Genomic DNA, 15,732 nt, shown 5'->3' on the forward strand with positions numbered 1-15,732 from the left:
GGCCGCCACGGCCCGCCCCTTCGCGTCAGAGGTCGCCGTCGCCCCGGTTGGGCAGACCGGTCTGGCCGGCGATGGTGTTCCAGAGCGTCGAGGCCTGCTTCTTCGCGTTGGTCGCGGTGCCACTGGCCTGGACGGCGTTCTTGTAGTGCTGGTTGTCCTGCTTCTTGGCGTCGCAGGAGGCCTGCGCGTCCTGTGCCCAGGCCGCGTACTCGTCGTCGGCCTGGGCCGAGGCGGTCCAGGCCGCGTTCAGCTGCTCGACCAGCTGCTGCCCGCCCGGCAGCTTGTCCGTCTTCAGCTGGCCCAGCTTGGTCTGCAGCTCGCGGCGCTTGCCGGCCGCGGCGGTGAGGGCCTGCTGGGACTCGGGCAGCTTGTCGCACTTCTGCACCGAGGCGACCGCGGAGACGACCGAGCTGCGGCTGTCGCTCGCGGTGCCCAGCAGGTCCGACAGCGGCTGCGCCTGCGCCTTGACGTCCGGGTCGACGGCGGCACCGGAGCCGCTCGCGCTCGCCGTGCCGGTCGCCGCGCCGGTGGTGGTGGCGGCGGCCACCGGGGTGGTCTTCTTGGGGTCCTTGGTGTCGCCGCCGCTCATCAGGACGGCGACCAGGATGCCGGCCGCCGCGCAGCCCGCCACCACCCCGCCGATGATCAGCTTGCTGGACGGGCGGCCGCCGCGGGCGGACCCGCCCCCCTGGGTCGCGTCGGCGTCGTAGCCGCGCTCCGGGGCGTAGCCCTGCCCGTACTCCTGCGCCGACTGGTAGCCCGGCTGCGGCTGCGCGGCCGGCGGGTACGCCTGGTAGCCGGGCGCGGGCTGCTGCTGCGGGAAGCCGGGCTGGGCCTGCGGCGCCGGGTAGCCGGCCGCCTGCGGGTCGGCGACCGGGTACGGCGGCAGGTACTGCGTCTCCGGGGCCTGCTCGGGCTGCGGACCGCCGTACCCGGGCTGCGGCGCACCCCAGGGGGCGCCCGCCATCGGCTGGCCCGCCAGGGACTGGCCGGGCATCGGCTGGCCCGGCATCGGCTGCTCGGGCATGGCCTGGGTCGGCAGCGCGTGCCCGCCCTCGCCGAGGTACTCCGGCTGCCCGGACGGCTGCCCGACCGGCGGCACCGCCGAGTGCCCCTGCGGGTGGCCCGGCTGTCCGTGCTGGCCGGGCTGTCCGTGCTGCCCCGGGAACGGGTGCTGGGGCTGGGGCTGGGCCGGCTGGCCCTGCTGCTGGCCGGGTTCGGGGCGGAACAGGTCGTCCAGGTTGAAGTCACCCGAGTTGGGGTACGAGCGGCGCTGACTCAACGCGATTCCTCACCTGTGCAGGACCGCGCACTGACGGCGGACCACATCTCGTCGGTTCTTGGGAGCATCACAGTTCCTTGGACGTCGCGCCCACGCTACCGGTTCACCTCACCGGGTGACCACGTGGGCGGGACATCCGTCACGCTCCCCTCACCGACGGTACGGGCCCGCCCCCGGTCAGGCGGCCTCCGCGTCCGCCCTGGCGTGGAACTCCCGGACCACCCGCTGCTCCCGGTACGGCTCCAGCCGGCGCCGGAACTCGTCCAGGTACTCCACGCCCCGGTTGGAGCGCAGCCCGCTCAGCAGCCGGACCGCCTGGGTGCCCGTCTCGCAGGCGCGTTCCAGGTCCCGCTGCTGCAACTGCGCGGTGGCCAGCAGCACCAGGTCCACCGCGCGGCGCCGGACCCGGGTCGGCGGGTGCAGGTCGAGCGCCCGGCGGGCGTAGTGCTCGGCCTGGCCGGCCTGTTCCAGGTCCCGGTGGCAGTGGGCCAGCTCGTCCGCGAGGTAGGCGTCGTCGAAGTGGGCGATCCAGTCCGGATCGTCCTCCGCGCGGCGCTTCTCCATCATCTCCAGCGCCCTGGCCGCCACCGTCTCGCAGGAGCGGGCGTCGCCGAGCAGGGCGTGGCCGCGGGCCTCGGCGGCGTAGAACATCGCCATCGCCGTCGGGGTGGCGACCGACCGGGCGCCCTCCTGTGCGGCGCGGGCGAGTTGGGCGATCTCCCGCGGGTTGCCGAGGGTGGCCGCCAGGTGGCTCATCGAGGCGGCCAGCACGTAGCCGCCGTAGCCGCGGTCGTCGGCCGCCTGGGCGAGCCGCAGCGCCTGGATGTAGTAGCGCTGGGCCAGCCCGGGCTGCCCGGTGTCCACCGCCATGTAGCCGGCCAGCTCAGTCAACCGGGCGACCGCGGCGAAGAGTTGGCGACCGGTCTCCTCCCGGTAGGCGCCGCCGAGCAGGCCGGAGACCACCGAGTTGAGGTAGTGCACCACGACCGGGCGCACGTGCCCGCTGCCGAAGCGATGGTCCAGGTCGACCAGCATCGCGGTGGTCGCCTTGATCGCGGCCACGTCGGTCGGGCCGACCCGGGGCCCGCCGGTGCGCGCGACCACCGGGTCCGGCGGGGTGATCAGCCAGTCCCGGCTGGGCTCCACCAACGCGGAGGCGGCGACCGTCGCCCCGGTCAGGAAGTCCCGCCGGCCGACGTCACTGCGCCAGAGTTCGCAGACCTGCTCCAGGGCGGCGCCCAGGGTCGGCGCGAACTGCAGCCCGATGCCGGAGCTGAGGTTCTTGCCGTCCGCCATGCCGATCTCCTCGACCGACACGCTGCGGCCGAGTTTGCGGCCCAGGGCCTCGGCGATCACGGCCGGCGCCTGCCCGCGCGGCTGCTGACCACGCAGCCAGCGGGCGACGGAGGTCTTGTCGTACCGCAGGTCCAGGCCGTGCTCGGCGCCGCAGAGGTTGACCCTCCGGGCCAGGCCGGCGTTGGAGCAGCTGGCCTCCTGGATCAGTTGCTGCAGACGCTCGTTGGGCTGTCGTGCGACGAGTGGTCTCGCGGCCATTGGGCTTCGCCTCCCCACACCCTCCGGTCCCGGCCGGTGGGCGACGATTCTGCTGATCTGTTGCCGACTGTCCGACCGTCCAAGGAATCTGACACCAGGTTAGCGATCAGCAACGCCAGCGGGATACCCACGGTGACGATCCGCACCCCCCTTGCGCCCTGGGAAATGCTCCCGTGCGCCCCCGCTGCGCCCGCCCCCGGCCGCACCAACTCGGTCGAGTAACCGGAACGGGTGACATTGCCGGGATGCGCCCAACCGGGCACCGCCGGGCCGTAACCAGCCTCACGCACGGTAGTTGAGCAGCCCGTGGAAGACATCCCCGACGCCCCCGGCCAGGACAAGAACGCCGGTCTGCCCCCGCTGCTCATCGAAGCCGTCGGCTACGCCGAGAACCGCCACTGGGAGGTGGCCCCGGGCGCCTGGCTGATCGACGGCGACGGACCCTCCCGCTGCTCCTGCGGCGACCCGCGCTGCACGCTGCCGGGCGCCCACCCGCTGGACGCGGACTGGGCCCGCAAGGCGAGCGCCGGGCCCGGCGCGGTGCGGCGCTGGTGGACCGAGCGGCCCCAGGCCTCGATCCTGCTGCCCACCGGACGGTCCTTCGACGTCCTGGACGTGCCGGAGACGGCCGGCTGCCTGGCGCTGGCCCGGATGGAGCGGATGGACCTCCAGCTCGGCCCGGTGGCGGTGCTGCCGGCCGCGCCCGGACGGATCGGCCGGCGGCTGCACTTCCTGGTGCTGCCCGGCGTCGCGGCCAAGCTCCCGGAGATGCTCCGCAAGCTCGGCTGGCCGCCCGGCCGGCTGGACCTGGTCGCCCGCGGCGAGGGCGACTGGACGGTCGCCCCGCCCTCCCGGATCGGCTCCACCGGGTACGCCCAGTGGGCCCGCTCCCCCTCCGCGCTCAACCGCTGGCTGCCGGACGCCGCGGAGCTGATCAGCCCGCTCGCGTACGCCTGCGGCCGCGAGGCGCCCGCCCACCACGCCCCCCAGGCCGCCCAGCCGACGCCGGTGGGCTGAACCGGCCTCCCCGCCGAACGCCCTCCCGGAACGGCCGCCCCCGCCTACCGGGCCGGGGCGCGCACCGCGCGACACCACGCGCGCGAGTGACGGGCTCCGCCTCCCACCGGAGGCGGAGCCCGTCATACGCACGTCCGGATGCACGGGGTCCCGATCTTGCTGGCCCGGATCGCGCAGGTCCCGATCACGCACGTCCGGATCGCGCACGTCCGGATAAGGCTTCGGTCTACCCGCTGGTCAACCGGGAAAGCCCCTCGTACGAGTGACAGCACTCAAGGATTGCCATGATCGGCCGAGGGGAGGAATTGCGGTGTGAGGGGGTCGCCGGAGGGCCGCTCGGACGGGGAAGCCGAGCGGGGCGGCGGAGGGGAGCCGGGAGGGACAGGGAGGGAGCGGAGGGGAGCAGGGAGGGACGGGGAGGACGAGTGGGGCCCGCTGCAAGGGGAGCAGCGGGCCCACTCGGCCGTCCGGAGCCGCAGTGCCTCAGATGGAGCCGCAGTACCTCGGGCGGTGACTCAGGGCTGGGCGACGAAGACGTGCTGGGCGATGTCCTTGCCCAGCTCGGCCGCGTTCTCCCCGGTGCCGACCAGCACGCCCCCGACGCCGACACCCGCGTTCACCTTGACCGTGGAGCCCGGCCGGACGCCGGCCCGGCGCAGGGTGCTCATCAACGCGCTGTCGGTCTGGATCGGCTCGCCGATCCGGCGGACCACCACGTCGGCCCCGGCCTCGCCCGGCTTGACGGTGTCCAGCGGGACGAGCCCGGCGTCGAAGCCCTCGCCCTCCGCCTTGGTGTCGCCCAGCTCGTCCAGGCCCGGGATCGGGTTGCCGTACGGGGACTGGGTGGGGTGCCCGAGCATGGCGAGCACCTTGCGCTCGACCGTCTCGCTCATCACGTGCTCCCAGCGGCAGGCCTCCTCGTGCACCTGCTCCCACTCCAGCCCGATCACGTCGACGAGCAGGCACTCGGCGATGCGGTGCTTGCGCATGACGCGCACCGCGAGCTTCCGGCCGTCCTCGGTGAGTTCGAGGTGGCGGTCCCCGGCGACCTGGAGCAGGCCGTCGCGCTCCATCCGGCCGACCGTCTGGCTGACCGTCGGACCGCTCTGTTCCAGGCGCTCCGCGATCCGGGCGCGCATCGGGACGATGCCCTCCTCCTCCAGTTCCAGGATGGTGCGAAGGTACATCTCAGTGGTGTCGATCAGCCCAGACATCGCCGCTGGCTCCGTTCTTCGGTGTCCTCACCGCCAATTCTGACGTACCCGGGCGACAACCGGGTCCGCGCCGGGGCCCCGGGGACGGGATTTCGTTGCTGTTGACAGCGGTACCACCGGAGCGCGACCGTGCTCGCCGTAGCTTTCTCCACCGGCGGTCTGGACCACCCGGACCGTCCCACCCGGCCGGCTCCCTCACCGGCAGAGAGCGGAGGCACCCGATGAACGACCTGGTCGGCAGGTACTTCGACGCCGCGATCGCCCACCTCCAGCGGGTCCGCGAGGAGGAGGCCGACACCATCGAGGCCGCCGCCGCGCTGCTGGCGGAGGCGATGGCCGATGGCCGCCGGGTGTTCACCTTCGGTGCCGGGCACTCCGCGCTGCCGGCCCAGGACGTGGTCTACCGGGCCGGCGGACTGGTCCCGATGAACCTGCTGAACGTACCGGGGGTGACCGGGGTGACGGTGATGCCCGCCCCGCTGTCGAGCGCCCTGGAGCGGGTCTCCGGACTCGCCACCGCGACCCTGGACCTCACCCCGGCGACCACCGGCGACCTGCTGTTCGTGATCTCGCTCTCCGGCCGTCAGGTCATGCCGGTCGAGCTGGCCCGGTACGCCCGGGACCGCGGCCTGAAGGTGATCGGGGTGACCTCGCTGGCCTACCCGGCGGAGGTGGCCTCGGCGCACCCGTCCGGCACCTATCTGAAGGACCACTGCGACGTGGTGCTGGACAGCAAGATCGCGGTCGGCGACGGCGAGCTCACCCACCCGGGCGCCGAGACCACCTTCGGCCCGGTCTCCACCATCGTGACCAGCGCGCTGATGCAGGCCGTGGTCGCCTCGGCGGTCGGCCGGCTGGCCGACCGCGCGGCCGCCGGGGACTCCCCCGCCCCGCCGCTGTTCCGCTCCGGCAACGTGCCCGGCGGCACCGAGTGGAACGCCCGGCAGATGGCCGACAACGCCGACCGGGTCCTCTACACCTACTGAGGCACACCTACTGAGGCACCGGCTGCGACACCCGCCGGGGGCCCACCGCGACACCCGCCGGCCCCCGGGGTGCCGCGCACGCTAGGTACCGGACCGAACACGGGGAGTACCGGACAATCCACCGGACCTTCCCGGCCAATGCGGGCCGCCCCGGGCCGCGCCAGGCGTACCGGGAAGCCGCCCGGGGCAGGAGAGCGGTGCGACCGGAGCGACGGGTGGGGGCCGAACATGGCGTCTGGTGCGGAACGGACCGGATGGGTGCGCGAGCGGGACCTGCTGCCCGAGCTCTTCTGGGCCGCCGACGCGGCCTCGCTGCACGGGCAGCGGCGCTCCGTCCTGCTCTCCGCCTGGGAACTGGTCCTGCTGGTGGTCGCGGCCGCCACCGGCTCGGCCGACGGCGAGCCCTGGGCCTGGCCGGCCGCCGTCGCCTACCTCGGCGCGGTCGCGCTCGCGGTGGTGATCAGCCGGCAGAACCCGCAGGGCCTCTGGTACGAGGGCCGGGCGGCCGCCGAGTCGGTGAAGACCCTCGCCTGGAAGTACGCCGTCCGGGCCGACGCCTACCAGCCGCCGCCGCGCGCCCTGCCGGACGCCGAAGGCCTGTACCGCTTCCAGCTCGGCCGGGTGCTCGGCGCCTTCCGGGACAGCCCGGTGGCCGTCCCGGGCAACGGGGTGGGGATCACCGCGGCCATGCGCGACCTGCGCGAGCAGCCGCTGGCGGTGCGCCGCGAGGTGTACCTGGGCGAGCGGATCCGGCTGCAGCACGACTGGTACCGCGCCAAGGCCCGCTACTGCGCCAGGGCCGGGTACTGGGCCGGGGTGCTGGGCGTGCTGCTGCCCGCGCTCGGGCTGGTGCTCGCGCTGCTGCGGGCGCTCGGCGCGTTCAGCTACGACGCGCTGGGTACCGTCTCGGCGGTGGCCGCCTCGGTCACCGCCTGGGCGCAGCTGCGCCAGTACCGGCCGCTGGCGGCCGCGTACGGGCTGGCCGCCGAGGAGCTGGCGCAGATCCTGCGCCAGCTCGCCGACCTGGACGTGGACTCGCCGGAGGCCGAGGAGATCTGGGCCCGCCTGGCCCGGGACGCCGAGGACGCGATCTCCCGCGAGCACACCACCTGGCAGGCCCGCCGGGAGGTGCGCACCACCGCCGACCGGGAGCAGGAGGAGAGCCGGGAGCAGCAGAGCGACCGGGACGGAGGGACCGGCCCGGCACAGGAGACCCACCCGGCGCGGGCGACCGACCGGGACCACGGAAGCGACCCGGGGCACCGAACCGACCGGGAGCACTGAGGAGGCCGCAGGTGTCGTTACGGATGGTCAAGACCGCGGACGACCGCGCCCTCGCGGTCGAGTCCCTCGGCGACCCGCGCGGCCGGCCGGTGTTCCTGCTGCACGGCATGCCGGGCAGCAGGGTCGGCCCGCACCCGCGCAGCACCGTGCTGTACCGGCTCGGCGTCCGGCTGATCTCGTACGACCGGCCCGGCTACGGCGACTCGACCCGGCTGTTCGGCCGCCGGGTGAGCGCGGCGGCCGCCGACGTACGGACCATCGCGGACGAATTCGGGCTGGACAGCTTCGCGGTGCTGGGCCGCTCGGGCGGCGGCCCGCACGCGCTGGCCTGCGCGGCGCTGCTGCCGGAGCGGGTCAGCCGGGCCGCGGTGCTGGTGGGCCTCGCGCCGCGGGACGCGGCCGGCCTGGACTGGTACGCCGGGATGACCCCGTCCAACGTCCGCGCGTACCAGGAGGCCGAGCGCGGGCACGGCCGGATCGCCGACGCGATGGAGTTCCGCTCCCGGCAGATCAAGGACGACCCGGTCCGGCTGCTGAACGGCCTGCGCACCGAACTCTCCCCCGCCGACCGGGAGGTGGTGGCCGACAGCGGGCTGCGGCGGATGCTGCAGAGCAACTACCGGGAGGCGTTCCGGCACGGCGCGGACGGCTGGATCGACGACGTGCTGGCCTTCACCGCCCACTGGGGCTTCGAGGTCGGCTCCATCCGGGTGCCGACCTGGCTCTGGCACGGCGCCGACGACCAGTTCTCCCCGGTCGACCACTCACGCTGGCTGGCCGACCACATCCCCCGCGCCGAACTCTTCCTGGAACCCGGCGCCGCACACTTCGGCGCGTTCCGGGTGATGACCACCGCCCTGGCCTGGGCGGCGGGTTGACCGCAAGCCGGACCTACTTCTGAGTACGCGTACTCAGGTGCGGGGTGGGCCCGCTCGGCGAGCATGGGCGGATGAGCAACTGGCGCCGTGTGCCGGCGAAGGTGATGCAGGTCCTGGGGTTGGTCGTGCTCCTCTTCTTCGTCGCTGGAAAGGCGGTGTTCGCCTCCGGTGTGCCGGCGACGTGGCGGCTGCGGCGGGTCGTCCGTTCGAAGGCCGTCCGGCAGGCCCGCGAGGAGGCCGAGGAACAGCTGCGGGCGCGGCTGTCGGAGCTCGCGCGGACCCACGAACTCCGGCCCGTCCTCAGTCAGGCGATCGACAGCTGTCGGCGGGGTTCACGGCTGGGCTTCATCCAGCTCCCCCACGCGACTCCCGGGATCGAGCTCGCGCTGACCGGGCACCTGCGGATCATCGCCTACTTCGCGCCGTCGGCGCCCATCGAGCAGGCGGTTCCCGAACTGATCGAGCGCCTGCCGACCCAGCCGTCGCACCACCGGGACGGGTTCGAACCCAAACCGGATCCCGTCAGCCCCGGTCCCCACCGCGTCCACGACGGGCAGGGCTACGGCGAACTCGACTGGGACATTCCGGGCGACCGTCTGATGACCGCCTGGCAGATGCCCCGGAAGGGCCGGCGGGACCTGCGCGAGCACGTCTCGACCGACCCGGCCGGCACGACTCTGGAGCAGGCGCGGGAGGTCCACGGCCCCCTCGTCGCCTGGATCCTCACCGCCACGTACTACGAGCAGCCGAAGACCCGGTAGCCCCGGCCCTCAGGCCCGGACCGCTCTCAGGGCTTCACCGGCGTCAGCGGCTCGCCGCCGCCGAGCACCGCGAGGACGTTGTCCACCGCGAGGCCGCCCATCGCCTGCCGGGTGGCGACGGTGGCGCTGCCCAGGTGGGGGGCCAGCACCGCGCGCTCCTGGGCGAGCAGCGCGGACGGGACGGCGGGCTCGTGCTCGAAGTTGTCCACGGCGGCGGCGAACAGCGCGCCGGACTCCAGCGCGGCGGCCAGCGCCTCCTCGTCCACCACCCCGGCGGTCATGCTGACCACCACGGCGCCGGGCGGCAGCAGCGCCAGCCGACGGGCGTCCAGCAGGTGCCGGGTGGCCTCGCTCAGCGGGCAGGTGACGACCAGCACGGTGGAGGTGGCGAGCAGTTCCTCCAGCGGCTTCCAGTCGGCGTCCGCGGCCTGCTCGGGCGGCAGGGCGCGGCGGTTGTGGTAGCTGACCGGCATGTCGAAGGCGCGGGCCCGGCGGGCCACCGCCTGCCCGATCCGGCCCATGCCGAGCACGCCCAGCGGGGTGCCGGCCAGTTCCAGGCCGAGCAGGAAGTTGGGCGCCCAGGTCCAGGCGGCGCCGGAGCGCAGCAGCCGCTCGCCCTCGCCGAGCCGGCGGGTGGCGGACAGCAGCAGCGCCCAGGCCATGTCGGCGGTGGCGGTGGTGAGCACGCCGGGGGTGTGGGAGACCAGCACGCCGCGCTCGGCGCAGGCGGCCAGGTCGATGTTGTGGTAGCCGACGGCGTGGTTGGCGACGATCCGCAGCCCGGGGCCGGCCGCGTCCAGGAACTCGCCGTCCACCCGGTCGTCCAGGGTGGTGAGCACGGCCCGCCGGCCGCGGACGGCGGCGAGCAGCTCGGCCCGGTCCATCGCCAGGTCGGAGTCGTGGCAGGTGACGGCGTGGTGCGCGGTGAGGCGTTCGATGACACCGGGCGCGAGGCGCCGGGTGACCAGGACCGGGGGCGGGGTGTTGGCCATGGCTCGGCAGCGTACCCCGCCCCCGCGGTCACACGGGCTGCGGTTCCAGGTCGCGGTTGATCCGCTTCCAGCCGCGCGCCGACACCGTGTTGGGGTGTTCCTCGCCGAACTGCCGGATCAGCTCGGCGATCGACCGCGAGCGCAGTTCGGCGGCCTGGGTGTGCCGGCTCGCCGTGCGCAGGGTGACCGCCAGGTTGGCCTCGCAGGCCACCGCGTCCGGGTGCTGCGGCGAGTAGCGCGCGCACAGGCCCTGGTGGGCGGCCCGGCCGAGCTGTTCGGCGAGCGCCAGCTGCCCGTCGTCGCCGTACGCGTTGGCCAGGTTGATCATCGCGTTGAGGGTGTACGGGTGCTCCGGCCCGACCGAACGGGTGAGCCCTTCGACGGTGAGCCGGCCGCGCTCGATGGCGCCCTGGACGTCGCCACTGCCGCGCAGGTAGATGCCGAGGTTGTTGGCGCAGGCCAGGGTGAAGGGGTGTTCGTCGCCGAACAGCCGGCGGTGGCCCTCGAAGACGGTGGAGCAGAGGTCGCGGGCGGCCTCCTTGTCGCCGGAGGCGCTGTGGTCGGCGGCCAGGTTGAGCGCGCAGGCCAGCGCGTCCGGGGCGTCGGCGCCGTAGCGCTCCAGGTAGCGCTCGTAGGTCTCCTTGGTGATCCGGCGGGCCTCGGCGAGCTGCCCGATCCGGCGCAGTGAGACGGCCAGCGACTTGGCGTTGCGCAGATTCTCCGGCAGGTCCGGGTCGAGGACGTCGCCGAGGTCGGAGGTGACCTCCTGCAGCAGGTCCACCGAGCCCCGGTAGTCGCCGAGTTCGCGCAGGTCGCGGGCCAGGTTGGACTTGGTGGACAGGGTGTAGGGGTGCTTGGGGCCGAGCACGGCGGTGCGCCGGTCGAGGGTCTCCTGGTCGAGTTCGCGGGCGGCCTCGCTGTCGCCGACCAGCCGGTAGTCGATCGCCAGGTTGTTCGCCATGGAGAGCGTGCGCGGGTTGTCGTCGCCGAACAACTCGCGGAACTGGTCGAGGATTTCGCGGTCGAGGTCGAGCGCGGCCTGGAACCGGCCGAGCGCCCGGCGGTCGGCGCCGAGCGAGCCGGCCGTCATCAGGGTGTACGGGTGGTGCTCGCCGAGCAGGGCCCGCTGGCGCTCCAGGGTGGACTCGTCCAGCGCCAGGGCCTCGGCGTAATTGCCCTGGGAGCGCAGCACGTTGGCGAGCTGGAAGCGCAGCAGCAGGGTCTGCCGGTCGTCCTCGCCGAGCTTGCTGGTCCACTCGGCGTCGAGGGCGTGGCCGAGGTCGCGGGCGCGGTCGAGCTCGCCGCGCTTCCACAGGTAGCGGACCCGGTCGATGAGCAGCTGCCGGGTGTCCGCCTCGTCGCAGTTGTGCGCCTTGGACGGCGACAGGTGCGGCCAGATCTCGTCGAAGGCAGGCCAGTTGGCCGGGTCGTCGGTGTCGCCGAGGACGGGCCGGGCGCCGGTGAGGATGCGGTGCACCTCGTGGACGGCGATCTCCTGCTCGTCGGCGGTCATCCCGGCCCGGATCACCGCCTGGACCAGGCGGTGCACCTGGAAGCTGTTGCTGCCCGCGTCGACCTTGGCCAGCGCGTACCGGCCGATCGCCTGGATCACCTTGCCCAGCATGAACTTGTCGCTGAGGTCGGCGTCGTACTTCACCAGCGCCCGGATCATCTGGTCGCTGTAGAAGAGGTTCATCGAGATCGGCTCGGGCGCGAAGAACGCGCACAGCTGCAGCAGCCGCACGGCCGCCGGGGACTGCTGGCGCAGTCGGCCGATGGAGACGTTCCAGGTCGCGGCGACCGGCGTCGGGTAGTCGGCGGGGCGGCCGACGGCCAGGGCGCGGGCCGCCTCGGCGTGCAGCTGGGCGACGTAGGTCTCGACCGGGGTGCCGGTGGTGTCCAGCCAGGCGGCGGCCACCTCGACGGCCAGCGGCAGGTCGCCGACGGCTTCGGCGACCCGGTCGGCGTCCGGCCGGGAGAGGCTGCGGGCGCGCCGGCACAGGTGCTCGACGCTCTCGCCGCGGGTGAAGACGTCGACCTCCAGCGCCTCGGCGTGCCCGGTCCAGGCCTGGTTGCGGGAGGTGACCAGGATGTGGCCGGAGCCGCCGGGGAAGAAGCGGCGGATCTCGGCCGGCTCGTCGGCGTTGTCGAAGATCAGCAGCCAGCGCGAGGTGGGCACGCCGCGGCGCAGCGCCTCCCGGGCGGCCTCGGCGGCCTCGGTCACCGAGTCGCCGACCCGCAGGCCGAGCCGGCGGGCGAGTTCGGCGAGCGCCGGGGCGACCAGCTCGGTCTGCTCGGCGTCGATCCACCAGACCAGGTCGTAGTCGGACATGAAGCGGTGGGCGTACTCCAGCGCCACCTGGGTCTTGCCGACGCCGCCGAGCCCGTACAGGGTCTGCGGGGTGGGCAGCACGGCCGCCATGCCGCCGCGCAGCTGGTTGCGCAGCTGTTCCAGGACGGCGGAGCGGCCGGTGAAGGACGGGTTGCGCGGCGGGACGTCCCAGACCGACGGCTTGCTGCCGGGGAACCGCGGCCCGCCGTTGGGCGCGTCCTCGAGCGCGACGTCGCCGCGGCCGAGTGCGCGCAGCAGGCTCTGGATCGACTGCGTCTCGTCGCGGCCGACCAGGTCGACCGGGTTGCGGTTGCTGAACGGCGCGGTGAGCCGGACGTCCCCGACCCGGACGGGCAGCAGCTGGCGCCTCGTCCCGGACGGGTCGGAGCTGACCACCGACTCCCACAGCGCCCGGGCCTGCGGGGAGCGCTGGTAGGCGGGCGAGAGCACGGCGACCGTCCGGAACGCCGAGTCGATGCCGCGCTCGGTCTCCTCGCGCGGGTCGGTGCCGGCGCTGAGGTCGCGGGGCAGCACCCGGAAGCCGGCCCGGGTGAGGACGGACTCGATCCAGTCCGCCCACATCCGGTCCTCGGGGACGTAGGAGAGGTAGAGGTCGGCGGGGACGGACGGGCGGCGGCGGGTGAACGCGTCCACGTAGCGCAGCCGGACCGCCTCGTCCATCGGCGGCAGGCCCGGGGCCCGGCCGTCGGTGAGCATGGAGGTCAGCCGCTCGCAGGCGGCCAGCATCGAGGTGGGGGTGCCGGTCTGGTCGCCGAAGGTCGCGAGGATCTCCTCGTAGGCGTAGAACGGCCGGTACGGGATCTCCACCGAGCCCCAGTACTGGGCGAGTTCCTCACCGTTGAGGCCGGAGGGCAGGCCGTCGAAGCGGACCCGGGCGAGCGCCCGGCCGGCGTCCGCCTTCTCCTTCTCGCCCTCGTCGATGCGCATCGGGACGGGCAGGATGCGGATGCCGCGCTCGCGGTAGCGGTCGTGGATGTGCTGGGCGATCCGGGAGGCACCGTCGATCGACTGGTCGCTCAGGGTGAAGCAGACCACCAGGTCGTCGGGCATCTGGACGGTGCAGATCTCGGCGATGTCGGACAGGCCGGTGCGGGAGTCGATCAGCACGTAGTCGTAGCGCTTGGCCATGTCGGCCTTGAGGGCGTCGAAGAACTGCCCGCCGTCGAAGCGGTCGTAGAAGATGTCCCAGTCGAGGTGGGTGACGGCCTCGGAGTAGTCCCGGTTGAACTGGCCCGCGGAGAGGAAGTCCAGGCTGCCGGTGGACGGGAAGTGCGGCCAGGTGAGCGACAGCGCGTGCGGGTGCACCCGGGCGAAGTCCAGGTGCCAGCCCTCGGCGTGCTCGACCGGGCGCAGCGCCTCCTCGCGGTACTCGGCGATCAGGTCCATCATCCCGGTGGTGCCGGCCAGGGAGGCCGGGTCGAGGAAGGGGTGGAAGAACTTGGCGAGGCCCGGCGCCTCCAGGTCCCAGTCCACGGTGAGCACCCGGAAGCCGTTGGCGGCCAGGATCCAGGCGGTGTTGGCGAGCGCCATGGTGCGGCCGGTGCCGCCCTTGTAGGAGTAGAAGGTGATGATCCGGCCGTTGCGGTCCTGCTCCGCGGCCACCCGCTCGGCCGCGCGCTGGGCGGCCAGGTCGGCGGCGGTGAGGCCCCCGAGGCGGAGGTTCCTGGTGCGGTTGTCGGTCATCGGTTTCCTCGTCCTCCCAGGGGCGCCATCCCGTCATCGGGGTCATCGCCGTCGTCGCGGTGCGGGTCGTGCTCGCGGTACGGGTCGTCGCGGTTTCCGTTGTCGTGGCGGTTGCCGTGGCCCTGGCCGTATGCGCCCCGGCCGTTGGCGACTTGGCCGCCTCGGCCGTTCCCGTTGGCGGCTTGGCCGCCCTGGCCGCCCTGGCCGCCTTGGCCGCCTTGGCCGCCTTGGCCGCCTTGGCCGCCGCCCGGGTCCTGCCCCTGGTCCTCGTCGAAGGGGTCCGGCCCGGATCCGTCCGGTCCGTACCCTCCCCCGCCGCGCCGGAAGGCGTCCCGCAGGCTCGGCCGAGGCGGCGGCGGTTCCTCCGGCTCGGCCCTGGTGCGGCCCTCGAAGGCGTACTTGGCCTTCATCGCGGCCCTGGGCAGCGCGTCGTCGAAGTCCTCCAGCGAGTGCAGCCCGGTCGGGCCGGTGGCGCCGAGGAAGCTGGGGCGGCTCGCGCGCCGGGTGATGCGCAGGGCGTCGTCGCTCAGTTCGCCCAGCTCACCGGCGTGTTCCTCGCACTCCGGGTCGTCGGCGTTCCACGGCTCCAGGACGCTCACCCAGGTGGCGTCCGACCGGTCGAAGCGCCGTACCAGTTCGCGCCGGCGCGGGTCGCGCAGCGCCCACCGGTCGAGCAGCAGCAGGCCGGGGGCCTCGGCGTTGCCGTCGATGATCGACTCGACCTCGTCGTCGAACTCGTGCACCGTCGGCTGGAACCCCAACTGCCGTGCCAGCCGCACCGCGTGCTGCGCGATGGGCGAACCGACCGGCCGGTACGGGTGCCAGTCGGTGCGCCGCTCACCGTAGTAGTCGGGATTGCGCTCCTCCGGAAGTTCGCCCCGGTGGTAGGCGAGCACCGAGATCCGCAGCTGCTTGGTCGGGGCGGTGACGTTGAAGGCGCTGGGGAGGCCGTTGAACTCCAGCCGCCGCCCGATCGGGATCACCGTCTCCTCCGCCACCTGCACGATCCGGGCCGCCAGGCGGTGCACGGCCAGCTCGTACGCGGAGCGGAAGTAGCTGAGCTTCATCAGCGCGTACAGGCCCTCGGTGGCGTAGTCGGGCCCGAAACTCGCGTGGTTGAACTGGAGTTCGCCGGCCACCTTGGGCAGCCGGTAGCGGCTCATCGGCGCCCAGAGCACCGGGACGATGCCGCTGGTGCGCTCGGAGTCCAGGTTCGCCGGGTAGACCGGTCGCCGGGTGAAGGCGTGCCACTCCTGCCCGCACGGCACGCTGTTGAAGTACCGGGGGGAGTAGAGCGGAACGAAGACCCGGCAGCTGGCCAGTTCGTCGGACAGCCGGTCGGCCCACAACTCGCCCTGGTGCATGGACTCGTCCATGAAGCCGACCGGTACCCCGTCGGGGACGGTGGTGAGTTGGAGCACCGCCTCGCAGAGGTCCCGGTACAGCTGCCGGACCCAGTGGTTGGGGTCGCCGGCGCCCCGCGCACCGGCTTTCGGGGTGTGCGCGTAGGAGAGGAAGAAGTACGGCCGGGTGTCGTCCTCGTCCCAGCCCCGGTCAGTCACACGCGCCTCCCCCGGGCCCGTCGGCAACCTGCCTCCCGCAGCCCCCGTGCGGCGGGGCTTCAGTGTAGGAACGACTGACACCCCAATGGAATAGCACAACGCCTCGCACGAATTGACATGACCGAAACGATGACGCCTCCGGTGCTCTCGGGGCAGTACCCTCATC

General features: G+C 73.6%; 11 protein-coding genes. 5 read left to right on the plus strand and 6 right to left on the minus strand.

Going from position 1 to position 15,732, the window contains the following annotated elements:
• Window positions 1-25: 25 nt before the first annotated feature.
• Complete coding sequence (locus tag ACYP53_RS06100) at window positions 26-1,282, minus strand: hypothetical protein (RefSeq protein WP_189920002.1); 1,257 nt, start codon at window positions 1,280-1,282, stop codon at window positions 26-28.
• Window positions 1,283-1,459: 177 nt separating this feature from the next.
• Window positions 1,460-2,836, minus strand: a complete 1,377-nt coding sequence (locus tag ACYP53_RS06105; protein WP_189920000.1) for a tetratricopeptide repeat protein — start codon at window positions 2,834-2,836, stop codon at window positions 1,460-1,462.
• 306 nt (window positions 2,837-3,142) lie between these two features.
• On the opposite strand from ACYP53_RS06105, the gene ACYP53_RS06110 reads away from it, so the two are divergent.
• Window positions 3,143-3,853, plus strand: a complete 711-nt coding sequence (locus ACYP53_RS06110) for a bifunctional DNA primase/polymerase (protein WP_189919998.1) — start codon at window positions 3,143-3,145, stop codon at window positions 3,851-3,853.
• A 515-nt stretch (window positions 3,854-4,368) separates the two neighbouring features.
• Here ACYP53_RS06110 and ACYP53_RS06115 read toward each other — a convergent pair.
• Window positions 4,369-5,067, minus strand: a complete 699-nt coding sequence (locus tag ACYP53_RS06115; RefSeq protein WP_189919996.1) for a metal-dependent transcriptional regulator — start codon at window positions 5,065-5,067, stop codon at window positions 4,369-4,371.
• 221 nt (window positions 5,068-5,288) lie between these two features.
• Here ACYP53_RS06115 and ACYP53_RS06120 point away from each other — a divergent pair, with 221 nt between their 5' ends.
• The 4 genes from ACYP53_RS06120 to ACYP53_RS06135 all read left to right on the plus strand — a co-directional run bounded on the left by ACYP53_RS06120 (window position 5,289) and on the right by ACYP53_RS06135 (window position 8,976).
• Complete coding sequence (locus tag ACYP53_RS06120) at window positions 5,289-6,053, plus strand: sugar isomerase domain-containing protein (RefSeq protein WP_459646830.1); 765 nt, start codon at window positions 5,289-5,291, stop codon at window positions 6,051-6,053.
• A gap of 258 nt (window positions 6,054-6,311) precedes the next feature.
• Complete coding sequence (locus ACYP53_RS06125; protein WP_459646831.1) at window positions 6,312-7,337, plus strand: DUF4231 domain-containing protein; 1,026 nt, start codon at window positions 6,312-6,314, stop codon at window positions 7,335-7,337.
• Between the two features lie 23 nt (window positions 7,338-7,360).
• Window positions 7,361-8,215, plus strand: a complete 855-nt coding sequence (locus ACYP53_RS06130) for an alpha/beta fold hydrolase (protein ID WP_189920136.1) — start codon at window positions 7,361-7,363, stop codon at window positions 8,213-8,215.
• 71 nt (window positions 8,216-8,286) lie between these two features.
• Window positions 8,287-8,976, plus strand: coding sequence for a hypothetical protein (locus tag ACYP53_RS06135; protein ID WP_459646832.1), 690 nt, complete (start codon window positions 8,287-8,289; stop codon window positions 8,974-8,976).
• A 26-nt stretch (window positions 8,977-9,002) separates the two neighbouring features.
• Here the strand turns inward: ACYP53_RS06135 and ACYP53_RS06140 are convergent, their stop codons facing one another.
• Genes ACYP53_RS06140 through ACYP53_RS06150 form a run of 3 tightly spaced genes read right to left on the minus strand, consistent with a single transcriptional unit; the run spans window position 9,003 to window position 15,566 of the window.
• The gene (locus ACYP53_RS06140; protein WP_189919988.1) at window positions 9,003-9,968 is read right to left on the minus strand and encodes a 2-hydroxyacid dehydrogenase; all 966 of its coding nucleotides are present in this window, start codon (window positions 9,966-9,968) and stop codon (window positions 9,003-9,005) included.
• A 28-nt stretch (window positions 9,969-9,996) separates the two neighbouring features.
• Entirely contained in the window at window positions 9,997-14,004 is a 4,008-nt protein-coding gene (fxsT, locus tag ACYP53_RS06145; protein ID WP_459646833.1) for an FxSxx-COOH system tetratricopeptide repeat protein, read from the minus strand.
• On the minus strand, window positions 14,001-15,566 hold the full coding sequence (locus ACYP53_RS06150) for a TIR-like protein FxsC (RefSeq protein WP_459646834.1): 1,566 nt from the start codon (window positions 15,564-15,566) through the stop codon (window positions 14,001-14,003). Before ACYP53_RS06150 ends, fxsT begins: the two co-directional genes overlap by 4 nt.
• Between the last annotated feature and the right edge of the window lie 166 nt (window positions 15,567-15,732).

The sequence above is a fragment of the Kitasatospora sp. Ki12 genome, assembly GCF_054601375.1.